Here is a 25,195-nt window from a genome sequence, read left to right on the forward strand (position 1 = left end):
AGGAGTTTTATGACAACAGCTTTAGCTATGGTTTCTGGAGGTCTGGATAGTATACTCGCAGCAAAACTTGTAAAAGATCAGGGCATAGAAGTTATAGGAATATGCTTTAAATCATACTTTTTTAATGAGGAAAATGCATTGAAAATTGTTAAACAAATAGATATACCCTTAGTAGTTGTGGACTTTTCAGAAGAACATTTTGAGATGGTAAAGAATCCAAAACATGGACATGGCAAAAATATGAATCCTTGTATCGACTGCCATGCTATGATGATGAGGCGTTGTGGAGAGCTATTAGAAAAATTCCATGCAGACTTCATCATAACAGGAGAAGTTTTAAATCAAAGACCTATGTCTCAAAATAGGTCAGCTTTAGACATAGTGAAAAATGAATGTGGAATAGGACATAAAATTCTAAGGCCCTTATGTGCTAAGAATCTGAAACCAACTGAAATGGAGTTAGATGGTTTAATAGATAGAGAGGCTCTTTTGGATATAAGTGGAAGAAATAGAAAAGTCCAAATGGAACTAGCGGAAAAGTGGGGTATTAAAGATTATCCATCGCCAGCTGGTGGGTGTAAACTTACGGAACCTAATTATTCTGTAAGACTTAGGGAACTCATAGAACATAAAGAGGATACTTCTAAAATAGATTTAGACTTATTAAAAATAGGAAGACATTTTAGGTTATCTAAAGATGCTAAAATTATATCTACGAGAACGCAGGAAGAGGGAGAATTATTAAGACCGCTTTTAAGGCCGGAAGATTTAATATTCCAAACTAGGGATTATAATGGCTCTACTATTGCTATAATTGGTGAAGCAACAAATGAAGACATTGAGTTTGCAGCTAAGATTTCAGGAAGATATTGTAAGGGCAAGGATGAAAAAATTGTATCTGTTAAGTATGGCAAATATGGTGACCCCCTAGATGAATCTATAGAGATAGCGCCAGCAACAGAGGAAGAAATAAATAAATATATTTTAAATTAGTGAGGAGTAAGCTTATGAAGACAAATGCAGTAATTTCAATTGTTAGCAAGCAATCTGACAGTGAAGAAGATGGAGATGCTATTGAGGTGGTGACACCTGGTGAATTTTACAAAAAAGATAATTGTTATTATGCTGTATACGAAGAGACGGAAATTTCAGGGATGAAGGGAACTACTACTACATTAAAAATTGATGAAGAACATTTTACCCTTATTAGAACTGGAACTACGAATACAGAAATGAAATTTAAAAAATATGGAAGGGATCTAACCCTATACAATACGCCTCATGGCGCGTTAGACCTAACTGTAGATACTAGGGAGTTAAAGATGAATGTGGATAATAATGGTGGAGATGTATTTATAGATTATGATATGATAATAGGAAATCAACAAATTTTAAGTACAACTTTAAAAATTAATATTAAAGCATAATAGGAATTAAGAGGCTGTTTCAAAAGTCTGGGTTGCGTGATTTTATAGAATATAAATTTCAAATAAAAAAAGCTATGGAATATAGGATAAACACCTTAATTTCATAGCTTTTATTTGTTTTGTAATAAAATTCTATATAATAAAATTCTCCAAAAAAAAGAAAACCAAAAAAACACTGGTTAATGATAAAAAAGTGTGATAAGATATTATTATTGTTTTTGAAAATAAATATACCATTTTAATTTACTATTGTATTTATAGGGTAATTTCTATTATAGGGTTATAAAGAACTTCTGTCAAGCTATTTTTAAAAAAAGTTAGTATAAATTTTCTGAATATATTTATAGAGGTATGTGTTAACAATATTAGAAGAAAATAAAAACATATAAATAAAGTGGATAATAAAGCATAGGAGGAATAATTATGAATACTAAGTATATATTTGTAACAGGTGGGGTAGTCTCATCTTTGGGAAAAGGAATAACAGCAGCGTCCCTTGGTAGGCTTTTAAAGAATAGAGGATTAAAGGTTTCTATTCAAAAATTTGACCCATATTTAAATGTAGATCCAGGCACCATGAGTCCATATCAACATGGAGAAGTTTTTGTTACAGATGATGGAGCAGAAACGGATTTGGATTTAGGGCATTATGAAAGATTTATCGATGAAAATTTAAGTAAGAGTAGTAATGTAACTACAGGAAAAGTCTATTGGTCGGTTATATCAAAAGAGAGAAGGGGCGATTATTTAGGCGGTACAGTACAGGTAATACCTCATATAACTAATGAGATTAAAGAAAGAGTCTATAGAGTAGCTAAAGAAAAAGATGTAGATGTGGTTATAACTGAAATTGGTGGAACGGTTGGAGATATTGAGTCACTACCATTTTTAGAGGCTATAAGACAGGTTAAATATGAAGTAGGAATAGAGAATGTTTGTTTTATACATGTTACGTTAGTACCATATTTAAAGATGGCAGGAGAACTTAAAACTAAGCCAACTCAACATTCTGTAAAAGAACTTAGAAGTATAGGAATTCAACCAGACATTATAGTATGCCGCTCTGAGAAGGAAATATCTGATGATATGAAGGCTAAAATCGGGCTGTTCTGTAATTTAGAAGCAGACAGCGTAATTCAAAATTTGGATGCTGAGAACTTATATGAAGTACCACTTATGCTCCACAAAGAAGGCTTAGATACTCTAGTAAGTAAAAAATTAAAACTAGATTGTGATGAAATAGATAATGCTGCATGGACTTACATGGTAAATAGGTTAAAAAATCTGTCCGGAAATGTAAAAATAGCACTAGTGGGAAAATATGTAGAACTTCATGATGCGTATATTTCTGTTGTTGAGGCACTGAGCCATGGAGGGCTTTATAATGATTCTAAAGTGGAGATTAAATGGGTAAATGCAAGCGACGTAACTTCAGAAAATGTCAGCGAAATATTAGGGGATGCTGATGGTATATTGGTTCCAGGAGGATTTGGTGACAGAGGAATAGAAGGAAAAATAGAGGCTACAAGATATGCTAGAGAAAACAAAGTACCATTTTTCGGGATATGCCTTGGTATGCAATGTGCTGCTATAGAATATGCAAGAAATGTGGTAGGGCTCAAAACCGCAAATAGTTCAGAACTTGATGCGGATACGAAGTATCCCGTAATAGATTTAATGCCGGATCAAAAGGATATAGATGAAAAAGGTGGCACCATGAGATTAGGATTATATCCGTGTAAATTAACAAAAGACTCTAATGCTCATGAAGCCTACAATGATGAAGTAATATATGAAAGACATAGACATAGATATGAATTTAATAATCAATATAGAAAGACATTAACTGATGCAGGACTTTTGATTACGGGAACAAGCCCTGATGAAAGATTAGTAGAAATAGTTGAAATAAAAGATCATCCTTGGTTTGTTGGAGTTCAGTTTCATCCGGAACTTAAATCCAGACCTAATAAACCACATGCACTATTTAAGGAATTTATTAAGTCATCATTAGAATATAAAAAATAGTATTAAAATGTATCCTATAGAGTGGACAATAAAAAAGTCTAACCTATAGGATATTTTTATAATAAAAAAATAGTGAGTTTTATAGAATCTTAGGTTGTTACATGAAGAAACTTTATGGTGGCCTTTAAATGGTAGCGGAGTAGGTGCAAAAAAAATATTACCAATAATTTCAATTAAAATTAAGCAGGAATTTCATAAAATTTATAGAATTTAATCATTAAAGAATATTATTGTGAAAAATGATTTTACTTTGATAATTGTTTTTTTTGAAAAATATATTTTAACAAGATAATAAAATATGGAGGTGGAATAATTGATACTCGATACGAATATTGCTATAGCTTTAAAGGATTCTAATGGTCAATATAAGGTGGAAGAACTGACAATATTTGAAATAGAGAGTATGAGGACTAAATTTCCATGTCTATATGTTAAATTGCATAAAGGAAATGAAATATTAATTGATGTTAAATGCTGCCTATGCAATGAGTATCATTCATATCATTATAATATTAATGAACTTTTGAAAACTAATATGGTCATTGGTGGATGTGAGCAATTAGCATTGCCTATATTTTTCATTGGCAAGAATGAAAAAGTTATAAAAAAAGTAAATGAACATAAACAGATTACGGAGAAGATCTATGCTATGATATAAGATAAATTAAAAAATACACAAACCTTAGAAGGAGTCTAAATCTCCTTCTGGAATCATTAATATTGCAGCTTCGAAGAAGATGAACAGCTGTGCAGGTGATGATTTAATATAGTGGATTAAAGTTTTAAAATAGGATATACTTAAAAAAGTATATCATTTCAAAAAATTCATTGGATAGTAAATACGTTTTTAATTCCCATGATATTTATTAAATAGATATTATATATAATATACCCTTCGGAGGTGCAGATTTTTGATAAACAAAGATTTTGAAAATATGACAGTAGTTGAGCTGCGGGAACACTGCAAAGAGCTTGGTGTTAAAAACATTTCTAAACTTAAAAAGAGTGAGCTAATAGAGGAAATAAAGAAGATGACGCCAGTTTCATTGCAAAGAAACGGAGTTATTTTAAAAGAAAAGATAAGTCCTAAAATCACTTCTAAAGTTCAAGAAAATATTATAGAAAATTCAGAGGCGCAAGTCCCAAATAACCCAATTCAAACTGAGAAAACACCTGATAATGAAGACATTGATACTGGCTTTAAAAATCAAAATGAAAATAAAAAAGAAAAGTTACAGGAAATGATAAATGAATCAGGGTCGGCAAGGGGAGTTCTAGAAATAATTGAAAATAATAGTTATGGTTTTTTAAGAGGGCATAATTATTTATCAGGGCAGGATGATATTTATGTTTCGCCATCTCAAATTAGAAGATTTAATTTGCAAACAGGTGATGAGGTAGAAGGTAAAGTCAGAACGCCTAAAGAGGGAGAAAAATTTAAAGCGCTATTGTATGTGCAGGGAGTAAATGGAGAAAATCCAGATAGAGCTGTAGGTAGAAGACCTTTTGAAAAGTTAACTCCTATTTACCCAACAGAAAGGTTGATACTAGAAACCACTCCAACTGACTTGTCTTCAAGAATGATGGATATTATTTCTCCTATAGGTAAAGGTCAGAGAGGTATAATTGTAGCACAACCAAAAGCAGGAAAAACAACACTTCTTAAAAAAATCGCTAACAGTATTTCTATAAATCACCCAGAAGTAAAATTAATTGTTGTTTTAATAGATGAAAGACCGGAAGAAGTTACTGATATGCAGAGATCTATTAAAGGCGAAGTTATTTATTCAACTTTTGATGAAGAACCAGATCATCATACAAAAGTTGCTTATATGGTACTTGAAAGAGCTAAAAGAATGGTAGAACAAGGCCAAGATGTAGTTATTCTATTAGACAGTTTAACTAGACTTTCTAGAGCTTATAATTTAACTGTAACGCCTTCAGGAAGAACACTATCCGGTGGACTTGACCCTAGTGCACTTTTGATGCCAAAGAAATTTTTTGGAGCGGCTAGAAATATTGAAGAGGGTGGAAGCTTAACAATTCTTGCTACTGCATTAGTAGAAACAGGAAGTAGAATGGATGATATGATTTTTGAGGAGTTTAAGGGAACAGGTAATATGGAAGTTCATTTAGATAGAAAGCTTCAAGAAAGAAGAATATTCCCAGCTATAGACATTTATAAGTCAGGAACAAGAAGAGAAGACTTGTTGCTTACTAAAATTGAAATGGAAACTATATATAATTTAAGAAAGATAATGTATAGAGAAGGTAATGCTATGGGAGTAACAGAAAAACTCCTGAATTTAATATCCACCACTAAGAATAATAAGGAATTTTTAGAAATGTTAAATAAGAACTTTGAAGTATTAGCTAGATAATATAAATAAAAAAATGGAAAAGATAATTAAATCTTTTCCATTAATATATTATTCTGCATCAGTTTCTACTTCGTTTTTTATGTTGAATTTCTTCATGAATCTGTCTACTCTTCCACCAGCATCAATATTCTTTTGCTTTCCAGTGTAGAATGGATGGCAGTTAGAACATACGTCTACTTTAAGTTCTTGTTTAGTAGATCCTGTAATAAAAGTGTTTCCACATGCACATTTAACAACTGTGTCTTTATGGTATTCTGGATGTATTCCTTCTTGCATATTTTTCACCTCTTTCAAAAAATAGATATATACCCGTATTGTCAACTACTCAAGTCTATCATATAATTGATTATTAAGTCAATAAGAATAAAATTAAATTTGACTTTATTATATAGTGTATATTTGATAAAATACATGTAGTAAGTTTTTTTATAATATTGGAGGTAAAAGTATGTATGGACCAAAAAACCATGGTTGGGTGGAAGTAATTATAGGACCTATGTATAGTGGTAAGTCTGAAGAACTTATACGTAGGATAAGAAGAACAAAAATTGCAAAACAAAAATTACAAGTTTTTAAACCGGAAATTGATAATAGATATAGCAAGGGAGATGTTGTATCCCACTCCGGAGAGAAGGAAGAGGCTGTTCCAGTTAAGGATAGTGCAGCGTTACTGGCTCTATTACATGAAGATACACAAGTTGTTGCTATCGATGAGGTTCAATTTTTTGATAAAGGTATAATTGATGTAATTACTACACTCGCTGATAATAATAAAAGAGTTATATGCGCAGGATTAGATATGGATTTTAGGGGAGAACCTTTTGGGCCTATACCTGTACTTCTTGCTGTAGCAGAATTTGTGGATAAAATCCAGGCTATTTGTGTAGTTTGCGGTAATCCTGCAACTAGAACCCAACGTTTGATTAATGGAAAGCCAGCTAAATATGAGGACCCCATTGTATTAATTGGAGCTACAGAATCCTATGAAGCGCGTTGTAGAAAGTGTCATATTGTTCCTAGAGAAGGGGTGTAACTATGGCTGAAAATGTTAATGTTGGAGGTCAGGCAGTAATTGAAGGAGTTATGATGAGAGGCAGCATGGGTATTGCCACTGCGGTGAGAACTGCAGAAGGAGAAATTGTAGTGGAAAAAAAAAGCTATACCTCATATACTAAAAAGAATAAATTTTTTGGATTACCTATAATAAGAGGATTTATTTCACTAATTGAATCCTTAGTTATAGGTGTACAAACTTTAAATTATTCAGCTTCTTTTTTCGAAGAAGAGGGCGAAGCTTCAAAAATAGATAAATGGATAGAGAAAATATTTAAAGATAAAAGTAATGATATAATTATGGGGTTATCCCTTGTTATTTCGCTGGTTATATCTATAGGATTATTTTTTATTTTACCAACTCTTGTAGCTAATGTTTTTAGTAAAATGGGTACAGGTACCATAGGTATGAATATTGTAGAAGGAATTATTAGAGTTTTAATATTTCTACTATATGTGTATCTTATAGGAAAAATGGAAGATATTAAAAGAGTGTACCAATATCACGGTGCAGAACATAAAACTATATTTTGTTACGAAAACAATGTTGAACTAACTCCAGAAAATGCAGCTAAATTTGGAAGATTACATCCAAGGTGTGGCACGAATTTTTTATTTTTAGTTATGATAGTTAGTATAATAATGTTCTCATTTACTGGTTGGAATTCAATTGGGGAGAGGATAATGTATAGGGTTATACTTCTGCCACTAATTTCAGGGGTAAGCTATGAAATTATTAAGTGGATGGGAAAAAGCACGGGACCCTTAGCTAAAATCCTTTCTTATCCAGGACTTAAGTTGCAGAATTTGACTACAAGGGAACCGGATTTGTCTCAATTAGAAGTTGCGATAAAAGCTCTTAAAGTAGCGGAGGGAATTGAAGATTAATTAGAATTATGATCATAAAAGGCGGTGGCTAGGGATGAATATAGGGGAAATACTTCTTAAGTCCTATGGGATTTTAAAAAAAGTCGGCATTGAGAGCTATTTGTTAGATTCACAACTTTTACTGGGTAAGGTTTTAAATGTGGATAAATTGTTCATAATGCTTAATAGAGATTTTAATCTTAATGGAAAGCAAGAAGAAGAATTTTCACAGCTAATCCAGCTTAGGAAAAGTAAGATGCCTATAAAATATATTCTCGGTGAATGTGAATTTATGGGTATGAATTTAATAGTAAAGCCTGGAGTATTGATACCAAGACCTGATACTGAGATTTTAGTTGAAGAAGTAATTAAGCATATAAATGAAAAAGATTATACGCAGGTTTGTGATGTTTGTAGTGGAAGTGGAGCTATTGGAATAGCTATAGCCCAATTTATTAAAGGTGCAAAAATAATGCTTTATGATATATCTTATGATGCAATAGCTGTGGCAAAATTAAATATAGAAAGATTTGACTTAGCGAGTAGGGTCAATGAGCAGCGTAGCGATTTATTGCAAAGCGCTATAGAGCAGAATAAGAAATTTCAAGTGGTAGTCTCTAATCCTCCCTATATAAGAGAATCAGTCATACCTACTTTAATGGAGGATGTAAAAAATTATGAGCCCTACATAGCACTTAGTGGTGGGAAAGATGGGTTGGAATTTTACAGAAGAATTACCCAAGAAAGTTTGAAAGTTTTGGAAAAGGGCGGACTTTTAGCTTTTGAAATAGGATATGATCAAAGAGAAGAAGTCCAGGATATTCTTTTAAAATCAGGATTTAAGAGCATAGAATGTATTAAAGATTTATCTGGAAATGATAGGGTTATTAAAGGCATCTTAATGGAATAGGACACTTTAGCGGGTAATGGCATCTTGTGAATTAGATAAGCAAAGTAGAGTAAGTATATAGTTATGTTGGAATTGTATACTGTACATAACTATGGTATAATATTAGGATGTGAAAATATATATACGGAGTGATAAAAATGTTAGATAGGCTTGAGTTTACAGAAAGTAAATATGAAGAAATTACAATGAAAATCGGCGACCCTTTGGTTATTGCTAATCAAAAGGAATGGCAAAAACTTTGCAAAGAACACGCAGAATTGGAAATCGTTGTTACGAAATATAGAATATATAAAAAAGCTAAAGAAGATTTAGAAACAAACAAAGAAATGCTTAAAGATGAAGCTGATAGAGAAATGAAAGAGATGATTCAAGATGAAATAAAAGGCTTGATTCAAACTAAAGAAACTATGCAGGAAGAATTAAGAATTTTGCTTTTGCCGAGGGACCCTAATGATGATAAAAACGTGTTTATCGAAATTAGAGCTGGAGCAGGTGGAGATGAAGCAGCATTGTTTGCAGCAAATCTATTTAGAATGTATACAAGATATGCAGAGCGTAATAAATGGAAAGTTGAAGTAATGAGTGCTAATGAAACAGATATTGGCGGATTTAAAGAAGTGGTATTTATGGTAAAAGGTGATTCTACTTATAGTAAATTTAAATACGAAAGTGGAGTACACAGAGTTCAAAGGGTTCCAGATACAGAGTCAAGTGGAAGAATTCATACATCTACGGCGACTGTTGCGGTGCTTCCAGAGGTTGACGATGTAGATATTGAAGTTAGTGCTAATGATTTAAAAATAGATGTGTTTAGAGCATCTGGTAATGGCGGACAGTGTGTTAATACAACAGATTCAGCAGTGAGAATGACACATATTCCTACAGGACTTGTAGTTTCTTGCCAGGATGAGAAATCTCAGTTAAAGAACAAAGAGAAAGCTTTGAAGATATTAAAATCTAGATTGTTTGATAAGGCCGAGGCTGAAAGATCCGCAGGAATAGCTGAAGATAGAAAAAGTCAAGTGGGTACAGGAGATAGAAGTGAGCGAATAAGAACTTATAACTATCCTCAAGGCAGGGTTACAGACCATAGAATAGGCTTAACATTGTATAGATTAGAAGCTTTTCTTGATGGCGATATAGATGAAATGATGGACACATTAATAACTGCTGACCAAGCAGAAAAGATGAAAGCCATGGGCGATAACAATTAGAAATTACTTTGTGCCAAAATCCTACTCATTTAGGTGTGGGATGGATAGTGAAATTCTTAGGGGAAATAATCAGTGTTAATGTCATTCGTGATATTAAAGAAGTTATTTAATACATAAGAACCCTATGCCTTTAGGCGTAGGAGTTTCAGAAGCGGAAGGTGAGAGAAATGAATATAAATAAAGCCATTAGAAAGCAAAAAAAAACTTATAAAGGGTTTATGCTATCGATGTGCTTTATTTTTGTTTTATTACCTATTATGTTAATAGTGTCAAAGATTGCAAATACATACTTTGTAATATATTTAATTTTTAATGAGCTACTTATTATTGTTGTTATGATTCTTAGATTTGATGAAGAATATATTGATTTCAAATTGGAAGGGTATAAAATAAGCATATGGTGTGGAATTGCCAAAGATAAATTTATTATTATATGCAAAAAAGTTGTCTTTGTTCATACTGAGAATCAAGGCATGGACTTAGAGATTATTATAATAACAAAATCTAAATTTAGAAATGAAAAAATTTACCCCCTAGATATAAAATTTTTAAAAAAATACCCATATGTAGCACAGATGTATAGCAAAATTAAAATTGAAAATCCGGAAGAAACATATTTCTATTTTATAATTAAACATGGTGGATTTAGAAAATATGTCTTATTGGATGACGTGTATAGATCTTGCGTTGGTGCAATATTTTCAGGTGATGCTATAGAAAAAATTAAAGAATATAGAGAATACTGCATAAAGCCCCACTGATGGAATAAAATTATATATAGAGAAATAAGTATAGTGTATAAAAGTTTCTATACTTTATTCTCATATGGAATTGTAACTATAATTCTATAGAAGTGGGGGTATAAATTTGAATAGTAAGATTGTTTTGATAATCATATTTTCTGGCGTAATAGCTTTGATTGGTACTATGATAGGGGCGTTTTTAGGTGTTCTTATAAAGAAACCTTCAAGAAAGTTCCTAGGAAATATTATAGGATTTGCATCAGGACTTATGCTTTCTATTGTGGTTTTTGAACTCATACCAGAAGCTACAGAAAAGACAGGACTTCTAGGAACCTTATTATTTTTAAGCCTAGGTATTATTATTGTTGTAATAATAGATAAAATAAGCAAATTAAGCGGTAATGCAAATTCTCAATATACAAAGGTGGCTTTTATGGTTGCAGTTGGAATAATGTTACATAATTTACCAGAAGGTTTAATAATGGGATTTGGGTTTGTTAATGGAGAAAATTTAGGGCTTAAAATGAGTATGATAATTGCAATACATGATGTGCCTGAAGGTTTAGCCGTTGCAGCGCCTCTAATGCTTTCAGGGACAAAAAGCGGAAAAATATTGTTTTATGCATTTTTAACAGCACTGCCTACTGCAGTTGGTGCCTGGATAGGGATGTATATTGGCAGCATATCTGTAAATATATTAGGTAGTGCCCTAGCATTTGCCTCAGGTGTTATGTTATATGTTATTTACGGAGAAATGCTTCCACAGTCTAAAAAGCTTTGGCCGGGAATTACAAATACATTGGGAATACTTTTGGGGATAATAGTGGGGTTAATAATGACTAATGTGATTTAGCGACATTTCAGAAGGGCTCTCCTATTTATATAAATGGGAGTCGTTTGCTATAACAAAGAGAAAAGTTCGGTGGGAGTCTAAATTTCCTTCAGAAGTCGTTAATATTGCAGCTTCGAAGAAGATGATTTAATTGAGAGGTGTAAGGATGAAAACGAAGATAGTAATAATGGACGAAAATAATATAAAGCAAAATATAATTGAGGAGGCAGGGCTTGTTATAGCTGAAGGTGGATTAGTTGTTTTCCCTACTGAGACAGTTTATGGTCTTGGATGCAATGCCTTAGATGCACTGGCTGTAGAAAAGATTTTCAAGGCTAAGGGAAGACCACAGGATAACCCCCTTATTGTGCATGTAGCTGATTTTAATATAGAGCCTCTAGTGAAAGAAATACCCAATATTGCAAAGAGAGTTATGGATAAATATTGGCCTGGACCAATAACTTTGATTTTTAATAAGTCTGAGCTGATTCCCATGACTACAAGTGCAAATCTGGATACGGTAGGCATAAGGATGCCTTCGAATTTAATTGCCAGGAAACTCATTGAGGCAGCGGGAACACCTATTGCAGCTCCCTCGGCTAATATATCCGGTAGACCTAGTCCTACTGAAGTAGAGAGTTGTATTGAGGATTTAAGCGGAAAGATAGAATACATTATAGGTGGAGATAAAAGTGAGGTAGGTCTTGAGTCAACAATAGTGGATTGTACTTGTACGCCTCTATGCATACTAAGACCAGGAGCTATAACACTTGAGATGTTAAGAGAGATAGATGAGGGAATATATATTGATAAAACCATAATGTCTAAACCGAAAAATGATTTTAAGCCTAAAGCACCTGGTATGAAGTATAGACATTATGCACCAAAAGCCCCAGTAAAAATTATATGTGGAGATTTAGAAAAAACTATTGCAAAAATCAATGAAATAGTGCAGAATAGTATGGGCAAGAAAAAAATAGGGATTATGGCAACAGATGAAACTAAGAATAAATATCCTTGTGGCACTGTTATTTCTTTAGGTAGCAGAAAACATCTAGATACTGTGGGAAGAAATCTTTTTGAAGTTTTAAGAAGTTTTGATGCTATAGATGTAGATTTAATATTGTCAGAGGCCTTTGAAGAAAATGGAATAGGTGTTGCTATAATGAATAGGCTTAAGAAGTCAGCAGGTTTTGATATAATTTACGTATAGGTAGATAGCAGTTTTTAATTGATATCTATTCTAGAGGAATATAAGGAGGAACTATGGATATATTGTATATGTGTAATGAAAAAATGCGAAAAAGCTATATTATAGAAGCTATTTGCAACAAAATATTTACTATAAATAATATTGGACCATATGTTGTCTATATTCCAATGTATTCAAAGTTTTTTGACGGATTAAAAAATAATGCATTCTTATTATGGGATAATACAAAGAAGATAATGGTATTTAAATAGTTTATTTAAATGCTGATATCTTCTTTTTTGTAATATAACATATTATAATAAGAAAATAGATCTTGGAGGTGTTTTACTATGAAAATAGCATTGGGTAGTGATCATGGTGGTTTAAATTTAAAAAAACATATAATCCTGCATCTGGAGAGTAAAAACATTGAGGTAACAGACTTAGGTACTTACACTGAGGATTCTTGTGATTATCCAGACTATGCATTAAAAGTTGCAAATGGAGTAGTAGAAGAGCAGTTTGAACTAGGTATATTAATATGTGGAACAGGAATAGGAATAGGAATAGCGGCTAATAAAGTACCTGGAATAAGGGCTGCACTATGCCATGACACTTTTAGCGCTCATGCTTCAAGAGAGCATAATAATGCCAACATACTTACTCTTGGTGAAAGGGTTATTGGTGTAGGGTTAGCGTTAGATATCGTAGATGCTTTTATCAATGCTAAATTTCAAGGAGAAAGACACCAAAAAAGAATTAATAAAATTACTGAAATTGAGAAAAAATATTCTAAATAAACAGTAAAATATAAACATTAAATAATTGGAGGCAATATATATGAGTAAAGTAACACAAATAACACATCCACTTATACAACACAAATTGGCATACATAAGAGATAAAAACACAGGTTCAAAGGATTTTAGAGATTTAGTTCAAGAAGTTGCGATGCTTATGGCTTATGAAGTTACACGCGATATACAATTAGAAGAAGTAGAAATTGAAACTCCTATTTGTATTACTAAATGTAAGGTTTTAGCTGGAAAGAAAATGGCTATAGTTCCAATACTTAGAGCAGGTCTAGGAATGGTTGATGGTATGTTAGAGATTATACCAGCAGCTAAGGTTGGACACATAGGAATGTATAGAAACGAAGAAACATTGCAACCTGTTGAGTATTTCTGTAAATTACCTCAGGATATTAATGAAAGAGATGTAATTATTACAGATCCTATGATTGCTACAGGAGGTTCTGCAATAGATGCAATTTCAGCTCTTAAGAAAAGAGGAGCCATAAATATAAAAATCATGTGTCTTATAGCTGCACCAGAGGGAATTAAAGCTATTACGGATGCACACTCAGATGTGGATATATATGTAGCTTCAATTGATGAAAAATTAAATGAAAAAGGGTATATCGTACCAGGTCTTGGCGATGCTGGAGACAGATTATTCGGAACTAAGTAGTTAATTATAATAATTTATCATTAAAAAATAAAAGCAACTTACAGAAAAGTATCTGTAAGTTGCTTTTATATTTAATTAATCCAATTTATTGAAAATATCTAGTAAGTAAACCCTTAAATGCTGCACCGTGACGTGCTTCATCTTTACACATTTCATGTACTGTATCATGGATTGCATCATAGTTAAGCTTTTTAGCTAAAGTAGCTAAGTCTTTCTTACCTTGGCAAGCTCCATGTTCAGCAGCAACTCTCATTTCTAAGTTTGTCTTAGTATCTGATGTTACTACTTCTCCGAGTAATTCAGCAAATTTTGAAGCGTGATCAGCTTCTTCGAAAGCTATTCGTTTATAAGCTTCTGCAACTTCTGGGAAGCCTTCTCTATCAGCTTGACGGCTCATTGCTAAATACATACCAACTTCAGTACATTCTCCAACGAAGTTAGCTCTTAATGCTTCTACAACTTCTGGACTTGCGTCTTTAGCAACTCCAATTTTATGTTCATCTGCCCAGGACATATCATTTTCATTTTGCGCTACAAACTTATCAGTTTTTGCACCGCAAACTGGACAGACATCTGGTGCGGAATCTCCTTCGTGGACATATCCACATATTGTACAAACAAATTTTTTCATATTATTTTCCCCCTTGTAGTTGTTTTGAGTAAATAGCAATTATTAATTGTCATTTACCTCGTATTTTTTTTATATAAATAACCATTACTATAAGTAATACAATTTACTATGTAAATAGGAAATTTGAACTTAGATTACTTATAATAATAACTATACATGAACGGATAACTATTATCAAGTAAAATTTAATATTTACATGAAAAAAGTAAAAAATGCTCTACATTTTTAGATTAAACTAATATATCTTCAAGAGCCTCTAAATCTTTTATTTTAACTAAACTCTTATTAAAATCTATTAAGCCATCTTCTTTCATATTAACAAACTCCCTTGAAAGGGAAGGTCTTTGAACACCTAGATGTTCAGCGAGGCTTTTTCTAGACATAGGAAGAGTAAGGGCTGTGGTTTTTTGAATTTCGTATTGAGAGAGTAAGTAATTAGAAATCTTTTGTCTTAGTGTTTCAAAAGATAGTTCTTTAATTTTTCTATTTAATAAAAGAATTTTACTAGATAGAAGTTGCATAAAATTATTCAATACTTTAGGGTAGGAGCTACACATAGCTATAATATCTTTTTTTGAAATATAAAGTATCACTGAACCTTTAGATGATACTATGGTAGCTGGGTATATATTTGTCTCTGAAAAAGCTATTGCTTCACCAAAGGTTTTTCCTATATTTAATTTTGCCAGGGTAACAACTTTACCACTGGCATAGTGCTTTTGTACTTCAAGCTCACCCGCCATTACAATTCCTAAATAGTCGCAGATATCGCCTTCTAATGCCACTATGCAAGTGCGGCATTCATCACAGTTTTTGCAGTTATCGGAAATAGAGTAATTTATATTTTTAATTAAATTTTGTAATTCATCATAAGTTAAACCTTTAAATAAAATACAATGCTTTAAACAATCTATTAGTTTATCCATAAAATCACCCTCAAATTTTTAATTTGGTAACATGGGTTACATATTATCATAAGTAATTCTAATATAATTTGTATATACAGTCAATTAAATCATTGCTGGGTTCGATAAAACAAATGAAATTAAGTGTTATTTATTTAAATGTAATTTAAAGAAAATATATAAAAAAATTCAGGAGGCGTTAAAATGAAAAGAGATATTATTAGTATAGATGAAAATAAATGTAATGGTTGTGGAATATGTGTAAGCGGTTGTCATGAAGGTGCCATAGAGCTCGTTTGTGGCAAGGCTAAATTAATAAGCGATGAGTATTGTGATGGACTGGGGGATTGTCTACCGCAGTGTCCTACAGATGCTATTAAAATAATCCAAAGAGATGCTGCAGACTATGATCTACAGGCTGTTGAAATGAAAAAAGAGAAACATGCTGCGAAGCCTAATTTGCCTTGTGGATGTCCTGGTACAATGGAAAAGTCCATAAAAAGAAATGTTGATTTAAAGATAAAACAGATGCCTAATAAAATAGATAAGATGGCGGAAGTATCAGTATCTTCTGAATTAAATCAATGGCCAGTGCAGTTAAAATTAGTTAATTCTAAGGCTGGATTTTTGAATGGTGCAGATATATTGATTGCAGCAGATTGCACAGCTTATGCTTATGGAAATTTTCATAAGGAGTTTATTAAGGGAAGGGTAACTTTGATAGGCTGTCCAAAGCTTGATGACAATGATTATTATAAAGAAAAAATCTGTGAAATACTGAAAAATAATGATATTAAGAGTATTACTGTAGTTAGAATGGAAGTACCTTGTTGTGCAGGTATTGTTAGTTCTGTAAAGGGAGCTATGCTTGAGGCTGGAATAATAGTAACTTATAAAGAGGTAACTATCGGTATAAGCGGAGTAATAATTTAAGACTTATAGCCACTCTTTAAAACTATATTTAAGAAAGTATATATTATGAAAAATAATATATACTTTCTTTAGTTTATAGTAAATTAATATAAATACAGTATTAAACACTTTAAATTCTTGATTTTTTAGTGTAAAATGGTATAGATTGATTATTAGATTATAGATTTAGTTTTGATTTCTCATCTACATAATTAAAATATATTTATGTGAGGTATATTTATGGGAAGAATTGACAAACATAATTATTATTTAGATATATGTGAAACCATATCTGAACGAGGGACTTGTATGCGGAGAAATTTTGCAGCTATAATAGTAAAGAATGATGAAATTATGTCTACTGGATACACAGGAGCACCTAGAGGTAGAGCGAATTGTTGCGATTTAGGGGTGTGTAGAAGAGAAGAATTGAAAATTCCAAGAGGCACAAGGTATGAACTCTGTAGATCGGTACATGCAGAACAAAATGCAATTATATCAGCTCGAAGAAATGATATGATAGGGTCAACTTTGTATTTAGTTGGAAAAGAAGTTAGTAATGGTGAATTAGTTAATAATGCATCTCCTTGCTCTTTATGCAAGAGATTTATAATTAATTCGGGTATAGATAAGGTAATAATTAGAGATAGCAAAATACAGTATAAAATCGTATATGTAGAAGAATGGATAGAAAATGATGATTCACTTCAAGGTGATGGTGGATATTAATATGTCAGCACCCTAGGTGATGATTTAAACTATATTTATCAAATAAAAACACTGTTTTTGTGAAAGAAAGGTTTTTTTATGAGTAATATTTATATTTTAGCGATAATTACAGCTTTAATTTCCTTTATAATTACCCCTTTAGTTAAGAGATTTGCAATACTTGTTAATGCCATTGATATTCCTAAGGATGAAAGGCGAGTTCACAAGAAACCTGTTCCAATTATGGGAGGCCTCGCTATATATATATCTTTTGTTATAGGCGCAATTTTATATAATGGAATTTTAACAAATTCTCAAATAGGTATAATTGTTGGTGCGACTATAATTGTTATGGGTGGAATGATAGATGATATTAAAGAATTAAGTCCTAAATACAAGCTTCTAATACAAATTATGGCTGCTGTATGCCTTTTAATGTCAGGTGTAAGGATATCAATCCTAACTAATCCTTTTAGAGAATTTTATCCTTATCTAAACATAGGGTGGGTTGGTATTCCCGTAACAATAATATGGATTGTAGGTGTGACTAATGCTTTTAATCTAATAGATGGATTAGATGGCCTGGCAGCAGGAATAGCATTTATATCCTGTGTTACTTTAATGATAGTATCTATAATTAGTGGAAGGCTGGAGGCAGCATTTTTAACAGCTGTTTTAAGTGGAGCGATTTTAGGGTTTTTACCCTATAATTTTAATCCAGCCTCTATTTTTATGGGGGATACGGGCTCTCAATTACTAGGGTTTCTACTAGCTGCAATTTCAATTCAATGTGCTATTAAATCTGCAACAGCATTTGTTATAGCGGTACCAATCTTGGCTTTTGCATTACCCATTTATGACACCCTTTTTGCTATGATTAGAAGGAAAGCTAATGGAAAATCTATAATGCAAGCAGATAAAGGTCATTTGCACCATCGGCTTTTGGATATGGGACTCAGCCAAAAGCAAGCAGTTATTATTATGTATTTTATAAGTGCTGTGCTAGGTGGGATTGCAATTATAGCAATGCAAATGAGTAATCAAAGGGCATATTTTTTGTTAGGACTCACAGCAGTTATAACAGTTTCAGCAGCCTGGAAATATGGCATTTTCCAACATAAAGAATAGTTTGGATTTAATAATTACTGATTTACATGTGGTTATAATTTAAATTGAGTTAAATTAGGAGGTTACCCTAGTGAGAAATATTAAAGTTATAGTTATATTTGGTACAAGACCTGAGGCTATAAAAATGGCACCTCTAGTTAAAGAGCTAGAAAAAAATTCTCGAATACAATGTGTGGTATGTGTAACGGCTCAGCATAGAGAACTATTAGACCAAGTATTGGAAGTTTTTAACATAGAGCCTCAGTATGACTTAAACATAATGAAATCAAAACAAAGCTTAACAGGGATAACCTGCTCTGTACTTGAGGGTTTAGAGGAAACCTTTGAAAATGAGAAGCCGGATATAGTGCTTGTACATGGAGATACTACCACTACATTTGCTGCATCCCTTGCAGCTTTTTATAGAAAAATACCAGTTGGTCATGTAGAAGCTGGTCTTAGAACACATAACAAGTTTTTTCCATATCCGGAAGAAATTAATAGGAAGCTAACTGGAGCACTAGCAGATTTACATTTTGCGCCTACTACTACATCTAAGGAAAATCTATTAAGAGAAGGAGTAGACGAGAGTGCTATTTTTGTTACAGGAAATACAGTTATAGATGCTATGAAGTTTACAATTAAAGAAGCGTATATTTTTGAAAATAATGAGCTAAATGCAATTGATTATAAAAATAAAAAAGTTATTATTGTTACGGCTCATAGAAGAGAAAATTGGGGAAGTGGAATTGAGAATATATGTAATGCACTGAAAATTATTGTATGCGAAAATAAAGATGTAGAAGTATTGTATTTAGTTCATCCCAATCCAGTAGTAAAGGATATGGTAAGCGGTATTTTAAAAGGTGTAGATAGAATACATTTGCTAAGCCCTATTGACACGGGTGAAATTCACAATTTAATGAAAAAATGTTACCTAGTAATGACCGATTCAGGAGGAATTCAAGAAGAAGCTCCTCATCTAGGTAAACCGGTTTTGGTGCTTAGGGATGTTACAGAGAGAGTTGAAGCGCAGCATGCTGGTACAGTAAGGTTAGTTGGAACAGATGTAGGGGAAATTGTATCAAATGCTAATAAGCTTTTAAGAAATTCAGAGGAGTATGATCACATGAGTAGGTCAATCAATCCTTATGGTGATGGAAATGCTTCTGCTAAAATAGTAGATTCACTATTAAAGTATTTTAAGATATACTAAATATTGTTAAAATAGGTTTAATAATTTAGAAATTAAATTATTAAACCTATTTTTTTAGTATCTTACACAAATGAAAACTTTAAAAATAAAAGTTTTCAATGTTAAGAAAATCATATCGAAATACAACAATCGGAGGTGCTTAAAAGTATTACTTATCCTGATATGCGGTATTTAAAAGCTTATAGTGAGTGAAATAAGAATAATTTAATGCATATTTTTAGTGATGAATGGTAAGAATACTGTAAACAATAAAAATATTATAGCAAGAAAATGAATTATATAAAATGCAATATTGCAATTGTTTATAAAAATACAAAAATTAACGTAAAATTTTTGTTCTTATAAGGTTTTTGTAAATGTTTAACTAAATAAAAATTATAATAAAAAGTTCTTAAATGTTACTAAAATCAATAGTATTGAAAATTTTGGCCTGAATATTAAGAATATTAAGAATGTTAAGCATGTTAAAAGAAATAGAAGAATTGAAAAATATAATTGCAAATTATTTAAAAAGTCGGAATATATCATAATATAGATATATTCAGAGGAAAGAGGCGATTTTCTTTAAAAAACAGACTTAAATGCGTCTATATATCGAATAATTGAGAAATTCTAGGTTTTATTTATGAAAATTAGTAGACTATAATAGAATTTGTTAGTATATGGCGAGGAGAAGGAAAAAGTGAATAGTGATTTTAAAAATATGTTTAAAAAAATTCTTATATATGATTTTTTTATTTCCTTAATTTTTACTGCAGTGATTTATTTTACAGCTAAGCCATATGCATTATTTTTTTTATTAGGGCTATTAATAGCAGTAATAAATTTTTATGTTAATGGAATTACAGTGGAGTATTCTCTTGATAGTAAAAATGTAAAAAATACAGGCATAATAGTAATAGGGTCTTTCATTAGGGTTTTACTGGTGAGTGTGATTGGGTTTGCGATAGGCAGACACAATATGTTCAATATAATTGCATATATCTTCGGATATAGTTCACAATTCATATCTTTAGTGTGTTACGGATTAAATAATAAAAACGGTGGAGGGAAGTGATTTAATGGATAAAGTAGTGCCGTTATTTCATATTAAATTCTTTGGGTACAGTATTGGAATTGTAGAAAGTATATTTGTTCAGTGGTGCATAATAGCTATAGTAGCTATATTATGTATATGCCTTACAAGAAACTTAAAAGTAATTCCTAATAAGAAGCAGAATATAATAGAAATAATTATGGATTTTATAAACAATCTTGTTAGAGATAATATGGGAGAAGAGTATATGGGGTTTGTACCTTATATAGCGACAATAGTAATTTTCTTGAGTATTGTAAATCTCACGGGACTGATAGGTGTTACACCTCCAACAGTGGATTATAGTGTAGCATTAGCATTAGCATTAATAACATTCGTTGTTGTTCAATGGTTTGCTATTAAAAAGATAGGCCTAGGACACTATTTTAAAGGATATGTTGAACCATATGCATTTATATTACCTATTAACCTAATAGAGAGAGTTATGTTACCAGTATCATTAAGTTTTCGATTATTTGGAAACATGACTGCAGGTGTTGTAATAATAGAATTGGCATATAAAAGTTTAGCTAGTTTGAATGGGTTCGCCCAATTAATTGTCCCAATACCCTTACATTTTTATTTTGATTTATTTGATGGAATTATTCAAATGGTTATTTTTGTTATGTTGACAATGGTTAATATAAAAGTCATAGCAGAACATTAAATCTAGTTTTAAAAAAATAAGGAGGAATTCAATATGAATAACATCGATCCAAAAGTATTTGTCACAGCGATGTCTGCAATAGGCGCAGGTCTTGCAGCAATAGGATGTATAGGCGGAGGAATAGGAACAGGTAATGCTGCAGCTAAAGCTGTAGAGGGCGTTGCAAGACAACCAGAAGCTAGGGGATCTATAATTAGTACGTTAGTTATAGGTGCTGCTTTCTCAGAAGCTACAGCTATCTATGCATTCTTAATAGCATTAATTTTAGCATTTAAGTAATATGGTACATATCAAAATGAAAAATTTTGAAATTAGGACTAAAGGGGGCTTTAATAGATTATGAATTTGAGCATAGATTTTCCTACAATTATATTCACTATAATAAATTTTATTTTATTGCTATATATCTTAAAGTACTTTTTTAGTAAGCCAGTAAATAAGATAATGGATGACAGGCAAAATGGAATAAATACATCTATTAAGAATGCTAAAGATAATGAAGAAAAAGCAGAAATTTCAAGAAAAGAAAAAGAAAGATTATTGCATGAGTCAAAGATAAAAGGAAGAGAAATAGTCGAGGAATACAAAGTTAATGCAGAAAATATTTCCCAGGATATTGTCGAAGACGCAAGAAAAGAAGCAAATCTAATTTTGGAAAGATCAAGAGTTGAAATTGAAAGAGAAAAAGAAAAAGCACAAAGTGAAATTAAAAAACAAGTTATAGATTTATCTTTAATATTGTCTGAAAAAGCTCTTGAACAGCATATAGATGAAAAAGAACACAGAAGATTGATTGAGGACTTTATATTTAAGGTAGGTAGCTAAGATGTATGAATATTTAGACAAGAGATATGCACTAGCACTATACACAGTTGCTGAGGAAAAAGGAAAAGTAGAAGAATATTTAAGTGACCTCAGGGAAATTGTTTCACTTATGAAGAATGATGATGAGTTTCTTAAAGTTATTAAATATCCGCAAATAAGTACTTCTGCAAAAAAGAAAATGTTCATAAATATTTTTAAGGGCAGAATTGATGAGGATCTTTTATCTTTTTTACTTATTCTTATAGAAAAAGATAGAATAATGTATACTGAAGAAAAACTTAAAGAAATGGAAAAAATCCACTTAGAGCGTAACAATACCCTACTGGTGGATGTTGTAACAGTAATACCTCTTGACGATTCTGAAAAAGAAGACTTACGAATGAAATTATTTAAAATGTATGATAAGAAGATTATCTTTCATGAAAAACTAGATAAAAACATTATAGGTGGGGTATATATTAGGGTTGGCGATGACGTTATTGATGGTACAATAAAAAATAAATTAGACGAAATGAAAAAATTAATGTTTAAATAGGAATAGAGGTGAGTTTATGAATATAAAACCAGAAGAGATAACATCCATAATAAAGAAAGAAATAGAGAGATATGAAAAGAAAATTGACACTGTTGACTCAGGAACCATAATTCAAATAGGTGATGGGATTGCTAGAGTGTATGGTTTGGATGATTGCATGGAAGGTGAACTTTTAGAGTTCCCAGGTGGAGTATATGGCATGGCTCTAAATCTAGAACAAGACAATGTGGGATGTGTACTACTTGGAAGCGGAGAAGGTATCAAAGAAGGTGACGTAGTAAAGAGAAGTGGTAAAGTAGTTGAAGTTCCCGTTGGGGAAGCACTAATCGGAAGAGTTGTAAATTCTCTAGGTGTTCCAATAGATGGTAAGGGTCCGATTAAGACTACAGAGACAAGACCAGTAGAAGTAGAAGCCCCTGGAGTTATTGAAAGACAATCCGTTAAAGTACCTCTTCAAACAGGTATAAAAGCAATAGACTCTATGGTACCAATTGGGCGAGGACAAAGAGAACTTATAATTGGGGATAGACAAACAGGTAAGACAGCTTTAACTATAGACACTATTTTAAATCAGAAGGGCAAAGATGTTGTATGTATATATGTTGCCATTGGTCAGAAACAATCTACTGTTGCACATATTGTTAACACTCTATCTGAAATGGGAGCCTTAGATTATACAATAGTTGTAGCATCAACAGCTTCTCATTCAGCACCACTTCAGTATTTGGCACCTTATGCTGGATGCAGCATGGGAGAATACTTTATGAACAAGGGCAGAGATGTATTAATAGTGTATGATGATTTATCTAAGCACGCGGTAGCCTATAGAGCTATGTCACTATTACTTCGTAGACCGCCAGGCAGAGAAGCATACCCAGGAGATGTATTCTATATTCATTCAAAATTATTAGAAAGAGCAGCAAAACTTTCAGATAAATTGGGTGGGGGATCATTAACTGCTCTTCCGATAATAGAAACTCTAGCAGGAGACGTTACGGCTTATATACCAACTAATGTTATTTCCATAACAGACGGTCAAATATTTCTTGAGGCGGAACTCTTCCATTCAGGACAAAGACCCGCTGTTAATGCTGGAATATCTGTATCAAGAGTTGGTGGAAATGCTCAAATAAAAGCTATGAAACAAGTTACAGGAACTTTAAGGCTAGAACTCGCTCAATATAGGGAACTTGCAGCTTTTGCACAATTTGGTACGGATCTTGATAGCGATGCCAAAATGAGACTCGAAAAAGGAAAAAGATTAATTGAAATATTAAAGCAAGATCAATATATGCCAGTATCAGTAGAAAATCAAGTTATGATTTTCTTTGCTGGAACTAATAATTATCTTATGGATATTCCAGTACATCAAGTAACCAGATTCGAAAATGAATTTTTGGAGTACATGGATACACATCATAGAGAAGTAGGTAAGGCAATAGGAGATGTAAAAGCACTAAATGATAAAATAAAGCAACAACTTATTGATGCTATAGAAGAGTTTAAAAAAATATTTTCAATAGAAAAGTATTAATCACATTTCAAAAGGAAATACTTGATACACCACCTTTAGGTGATAATTAATTTGCCTTCATAATATATTTATGGAGGCGGAGGAGAGGTGAAACATGGCAGGTATGGGGCTTCTTGCAATTAAACGAAGAATAAAATCCATAACAAACACTACTAAAATCACCAGAGCCATGGGACTAGTCGCCACATCTAAATATAAAAAAATAAGGGAAAAAGTAGATACTAATAATAATTATCTTTATGCGCTTGAGGAAACTATTAAGCAAGTTAAAGAAAATTATGAAGAAGATAGTATCTATATGAGAGGAAATAATAACAGCAAAAAACTGTATGTTGTATTGACCTCAGACACAGGTCTCTGTGGCGGCTTTAATTGGTCAGTAGCAAATAAAATTATTGATAGCTTGAAAATTAGTAAAGAAGATTATAATATAATTATTGTAGGTCAAAAGGGACGAATTATATTTAAAAAGCTTAACATTGAAACGGTGGCTGAATACGTTGAAATTTCTGATCCACCTTCTGAAAAGGAAGCTGCTACTATTATTAATCATGCACTTAGTATGTATATAAGTGGTGATGTGGGTGAAGTTTACATCGTTTATAAAAAGCTTGTTTCAGCGCTAAAAAATGAAGTTAAAATTGAAAAGCTACTTCCTCTAAACTTTGATAACAAAGATAACAGTAATAAAGCCTATGTAGACATTAGTGAAATAAATGAAAAAACATTTTATGAAATTATTTCTTTATTTCTAGGTGGCAAAATGCTTAATTCATTGCTACATTCAAAAGCTAGTGAGCACAGGGCTAGAATGGAGTCTATGGGATCAGCTACTAACAACGCTAATGATATACTTGATAAGCTTAATTTAAGTTATAATAGAATTAGACAAAGTGCAATTACACAAGAAATTGCAGAAATAGTTGGAGGAGCAGAAGCTCAAAGGTAAAAAGGAGAGAAAAC

The 25,195-nt window shown here is 31.9% G+C and carries 29 protein-coding genes; 26 read left to right on the forward strand and 3 right to left on the reverse strand.

Annotation, left to right across the window (positions count from 1 at the left end; genetic code table 11):
• Positions 1 to 9 precede the first annotated feature (9 nt).
• The 5 genes from G9F70_RS01575 (at position 10) to rho (ending at position 5,836) form a co-directional block, all read left to right on the forward strand.
• Positions 10 to 993 carry a tRNA 4-thiouridine(8) synthase ThiI gene (locus G9F70_RS01575; protein ID WP_164945768.1) on the forward strand — a complete coding sequence of 328 codons (984 nt, stop codon included), beginning with the start codon at positions 10 to 12 and terminating at the stop codon, positions 991 to 993.
• A 14-nt stretch (positions 994 to 1,007) separates the two neighbouring features.
• On the forward strand, positions 1,008 to 1,427 hold the full coding sequence (locus G9F70_RS01580; protein ID WP_124997069.1) for a DUF1934 domain-containing protein: 420 nt from the start codon (positions 1,008 to 1,010) through the stop codon (positions 1,425 to 1,427).
• A gap of 423 nt (positions 1,428 to 1,850) precedes the next feature.
• On the forward strand, positions 1,851 to 3,455 hold the full coding sequence (locus G9F70_RS01585; protein ID WP_164945769.1) for a CTP synthase: 1,605 nt from the start codon (positions 1,851 to 1,853) through the stop codon (positions 3,453 to 3,455).
• 313 nt (positions 3,456 to 3,768) lie between these two features.
• Complete coding sequence (locus G9F70_RS01590; protein WP_124997075.1) at positions 3,769 to 4,113, forward strand: hypothetical protein; 345 nt, start codon at positions 3,769 to 3,771, stop codon at positions 4,111 to 4,113.
• 253 nt (positions 4,114 to 4,366) lie between these two features.
• Entirely contained in the window at positions 4,367 to 5,836 is a 1,470-nt protein-coding gene (rho, locus tag G9F70_RS01595; RefSeq protein ID WP_164945770.1) for a transcription termination factor Rho, read from the forward strand.
• Positions 5,837 to 5,884: 48 nt separating this feature from the next.
• On the opposite strand, the gene rpmE is transcribed toward rho, so the two are convergent.
• Entirely contained in the window at positions 5,885 to 6,112 is a 228-nt protein-coding gene (rpmE, locus tag G9F70_RS01600) for a 50S ribosomal protein L31 (protein ID WP_124997079.1), read from the reverse strand.
• Between the two features lie 172 nt (positions 6,113 to 6,284).
• On the opposite strand from rpmE, the gene G9F70_RS01605 reads away from it, so the two are divergent.
• The 10 genes from G9F70_RS01605 (at position 6,285) to upp (ending at position 14,117) form a co-directional block, all read left to right on the forward strand.
• Complete coding sequence (locus G9F70_RS01605) at positions 6,285 to 6,869, forward strand: thymidine kinase (protein ID WP_164945771.1); 585 nt, start codon at positions 6,285 to 6,287, stop codon at positions 6,867 to 6,869.
• 2 nt (positions 6,870 to 6,871) lie between these two features.
• Entirely contained in the window at positions 6,872 to 7,777 is a 906-nt protein-coding gene (locus G9F70_RS01610) for a DUF1385 domain-containing protein (RefSeq protein WP_164945772.1), read from the forward strand.
• A gap of 34 nt (positions 7,778 to 7,811) precedes the next feature.
• Positions 7,812 to 8,666: a peptide chain release factor N(5)-glutamine methyltransferase gene (gene prmC, locus G9F70_RS01615; protein ID WP_164945773.1), complete on the forward strand. Its 855-nt coding sequence runs from the start codon at positions 7,812 to 7,814 to the stop codon at positions 8,664 to 8,666.
• Positions 8,667 to 8,803: 137 nt separating this feature from the next.
• Complete coding sequence (gene prfA, locus G9F70_RS01620) at positions 8,804 to 9,880, forward strand: peptide chain release factor 1 (RefSeq protein WP_164945774.1); 1,077 nt, start codon at positions 8,804 to 8,806, stop codon at positions 9,878 to 9,880.
• Between the two features lie 167 nt (positions 9,881 to 10,047).
• On the forward strand, positions 10,048 to 10,641 hold the full coding sequence (locus G9F70_RS01625; RefSeq protein ID WP_164945775.1) for a hypothetical protein: 594 nt from the start codon (positions 10,048 to 10,050) through the stop codon (positions 10,639 to 10,641).
• 106 nt (positions 10,642 to 10,747) lie between these two features.
• The gene (locus tag G9F70_RS01630) at positions 10,748 to 11,476 is read left to right on the forward strand and encodes a ZIP family metal transporter (protein WP_187352994.1); all 729 of its coding nucleotides are present in this window, start codon (positions 10,748 to 10,750) and stop codon (positions 11,474 to 11,476) included.
• A gap of 145 nt (positions 11,477 to 11,621) precedes the next feature.
• Positions 11,622 to 12,668 carry an L-threonylcarbamoyladenylate synthase gene (locus G9F70_RS01635; RefSeq protein WP_164945776.1) on the forward strand — a complete coding sequence of 349 codons (1,047 nt, stop codon included), beginning with the start codon at positions 11,622 to 11,624 and terminating at the stop codon, positions 12,666 to 12,668.
• A 53-nt stretch (positions 12,669 to 12,721) separates the two neighbouring features.
• Positions 12,722 to 12,919 (forward strand): hypothetical protein, encoded by a 198-nt coding sequence (locus tag G9F70_RS01640; RefSeq protein WP_124997093.1) that lies wholly within the window; start codon positions 12,722 to 12,724, stop codon positions 12,917 to 12,919.
• A 78-nt stretch (positions 12,920 to 12,997) separates the two neighbouring features.
• On the forward strand, positions 12,998 to 13,447 hold the full coding sequence (gene rpiB / locus G9F70_RS01645) for a ribose 5-phosphate isomerase B (RefSeq protein ID WP_164945777.1): 450 nt from the start codon (positions 12,998 to 13,000) through the stop codon (positions 13,445 to 13,447).
• 40 nt (positions 13,448 to 13,487) lie between these two features.
• On the forward strand, positions 13,488 to 14,117 hold the full coding sequence (gene upp / locus G9F70_RS01650; RefSeq protein WP_164945778.1) for a uracil phosphoribosyltransferase: 630 nt from the start codon (positions 13,488 to 13,490) through the stop codon (positions 14,115 to 14,117).
• Between the two features lie 85 nt (positions 14,118 to 14,202).
• Here the strand turns inward: upp and G9F70_RS01655 are convergent, their stop codons facing one another.
• Both G9F70_RS01655 and G9F70_RS01660 read right to left on the reverse strand, forming a co-directional pair.
• Positions 14,203 to 14,748 (reverse strand): NADH peroxidase, encoded by a 546-nt coding sequence (locus G9F70_RS01655; RefSeq protein ID WP_164945779.1) that lies wholly within the window; start codon positions 14,746 to 14,748, stop codon positions 14,203 to 14,205.
• A 230-nt stretch (positions 14,749 to 14,978) separates the two neighbouring features.
• The gene (locus G9F70_RS01660) at positions 14,979 to 15,674 is read right to left on the reverse strand and encodes a Crp/Fnr family transcriptional regulator (protein ID WP_164945780.1); all 696 of its coding nucleotides are present in this window, start codon (positions 15,672 to 15,674) and stop codon (positions 14,979 to 14,981) included.
• 183 nt (positions 15,675 to 15,857) lie between these two features.
• Between G9F70_RS01660 and G9F70_RS01665 the strand changes: the two genes are divergently transcribed.
• The 11 genes from G9F70_RS01665 to atpG all read left to right on the forward strand — a co-directional run bounded on the left by G9F70_RS01665 (position 15,858) and on the right by atpG (position 25,181).
• Positions 15,858 to 16,586 (forward strand): ATP-binding protein, encoded by a 729-nt coding sequence (locus tag G9F70_RS01665; RefSeq protein WP_164945781.1) that lies wholly within the window; start codon positions 15,858 to 15,860, stop codon positions 16,584 to 16,586.
• A gap of 219 nt (positions 16,587 to 16,805) precedes the next feature.
• Complete coding sequence (locus tag G9F70_RS01670) at positions 16,806 to 17,294, forward strand: deoxycytidylate deaminase (RefSeq protein ID WP_164945782.1); 489 nt, start codon at positions 16,806 to 16,808, stop codon at positions 17,292 to 17,294.
• A 78-nt stretch (positions 17,295 to 17,372) separates the two neighbouring features.
• Positions 17,373 to 18,401 (forward strand): glycosyltransferase family 4 protein, encoded by a 1,029-nt coding sequence (locus tag G9F70_RS01675; protein ID WP_164945783.1) that lies wholly within the window; start codon positions 17,373 to 17,375, stop codon positions 18,399 to 18,401.
• A 70-nt stretch (positions 18,402 to 18,471) separates the two neighbouring features.
• Positions 18,472 to 19,596 (forward strand): non-hydrolyzing UDP-N-acetylglucosamine 2-epimerase, encoded by a 1,125-nt coding sequence (wecB, locus tag G9F70_RS01680; protein ID WP_164945784.1) that lies wholly within the window; start codon positions 18,472 to 18,474, stop codon positions 19,594 to 19,596.
• Between the two features lie 682 nt (positions 19,597 to 20,278).
• Positions 20,279 to 20,653, forward strand: a complete 375-nt coding sequence (locus G9F70_RS01685) for an ATP synthase subunit I (protein ID WP_164945785.1) — start codon at positions 20,279 to 20,281, stop codon at positions 20,651 to 20,653.
• Between the two features lie 4 nt (positions 20,654 to 20,657).
• A complete protein-coding gene (locus G9F70_RS01690) occupies positions 20,658 to 21,338 on the forward strand; it encodes a F0F1 ATP synthase subunit A (RefSeq protein ID WP_164945786.1) in 681 nt (226 codons plus the stop codon).
• A gap of 33 nt (positions 21,339 to 21,371) precedes the next feature.
• On the forward strand, positions 21,372 to 21,617 hold the full coding sequence (gene atpE, locus G9F70_RS01695; protein ID WP_164945787.1) for an ATP synthase F0 subunit C: 246 nt from the start codon (positions 21,372 to 21,374) through the stop codon (positions 21,615 to 21,617).
• 66 nt (positions 21,618 to 21,683) lie between these two features.
• Positions 21,684 to 22,163 (forward strand): F0F1 ATP synthase subunit B, encoded by a 480-nt coding sequence (locus tag G9F70_RS01700; RefSeq protein WP_164945873.1) that lies wholly within the window; start codon positions 21,684 to 21,686, stop codon positions 22,161 to 22,163.
• Between the two features lies 1 nt (position 22,164).
• Entirely contained in the window at positions 22,165 to 22,698 is a 534-nt protein-coding gene (locus G9F70_RS01705) for a F0F1 ATP synthase subunit delta (protein WP_164945788.1), read from the forward strand.
• 16 nt (positions 22,699 to 22,714) lie between these two features.
• Positions 22,715 to 24,232, forward strand: coding sequence for a F0F1 ATP synthase subunit alpha (gene atpA, locus G9F70_RS01710; RefSeq protein ID WP_164945789.1), 1,518 nt, complete (start codon positions 22,715 to 22,717; stop codon positions 24,230 to 24,232).
• 94 nt (positions 24,233 to 24,326) lie between these two features.
• Positions 24,327 to 25,181, forward strand: coding sequence for an ATP synthase F1 subunit gamma (gene atpG / locus G9F70_RS01715; protein WP_164945790.1), 855 nt, complete (start codon positions 24,327 to 24,329; stop codon positions 25,179 to 25,181).
• The last annotated feature ends 14 nt before the right edge of the window (positions 25,182 to 25,195 follow it).

Origin of the sequence: Clostridium sp. FP1, from assembly GCF_011065975.2 — a bacterium.
GTDB lineage: Bacteria > Bacillota > Clostridia > Clostridiales > Clostridiaceae > Clostridium_AD > Clostridium_AD tagluense.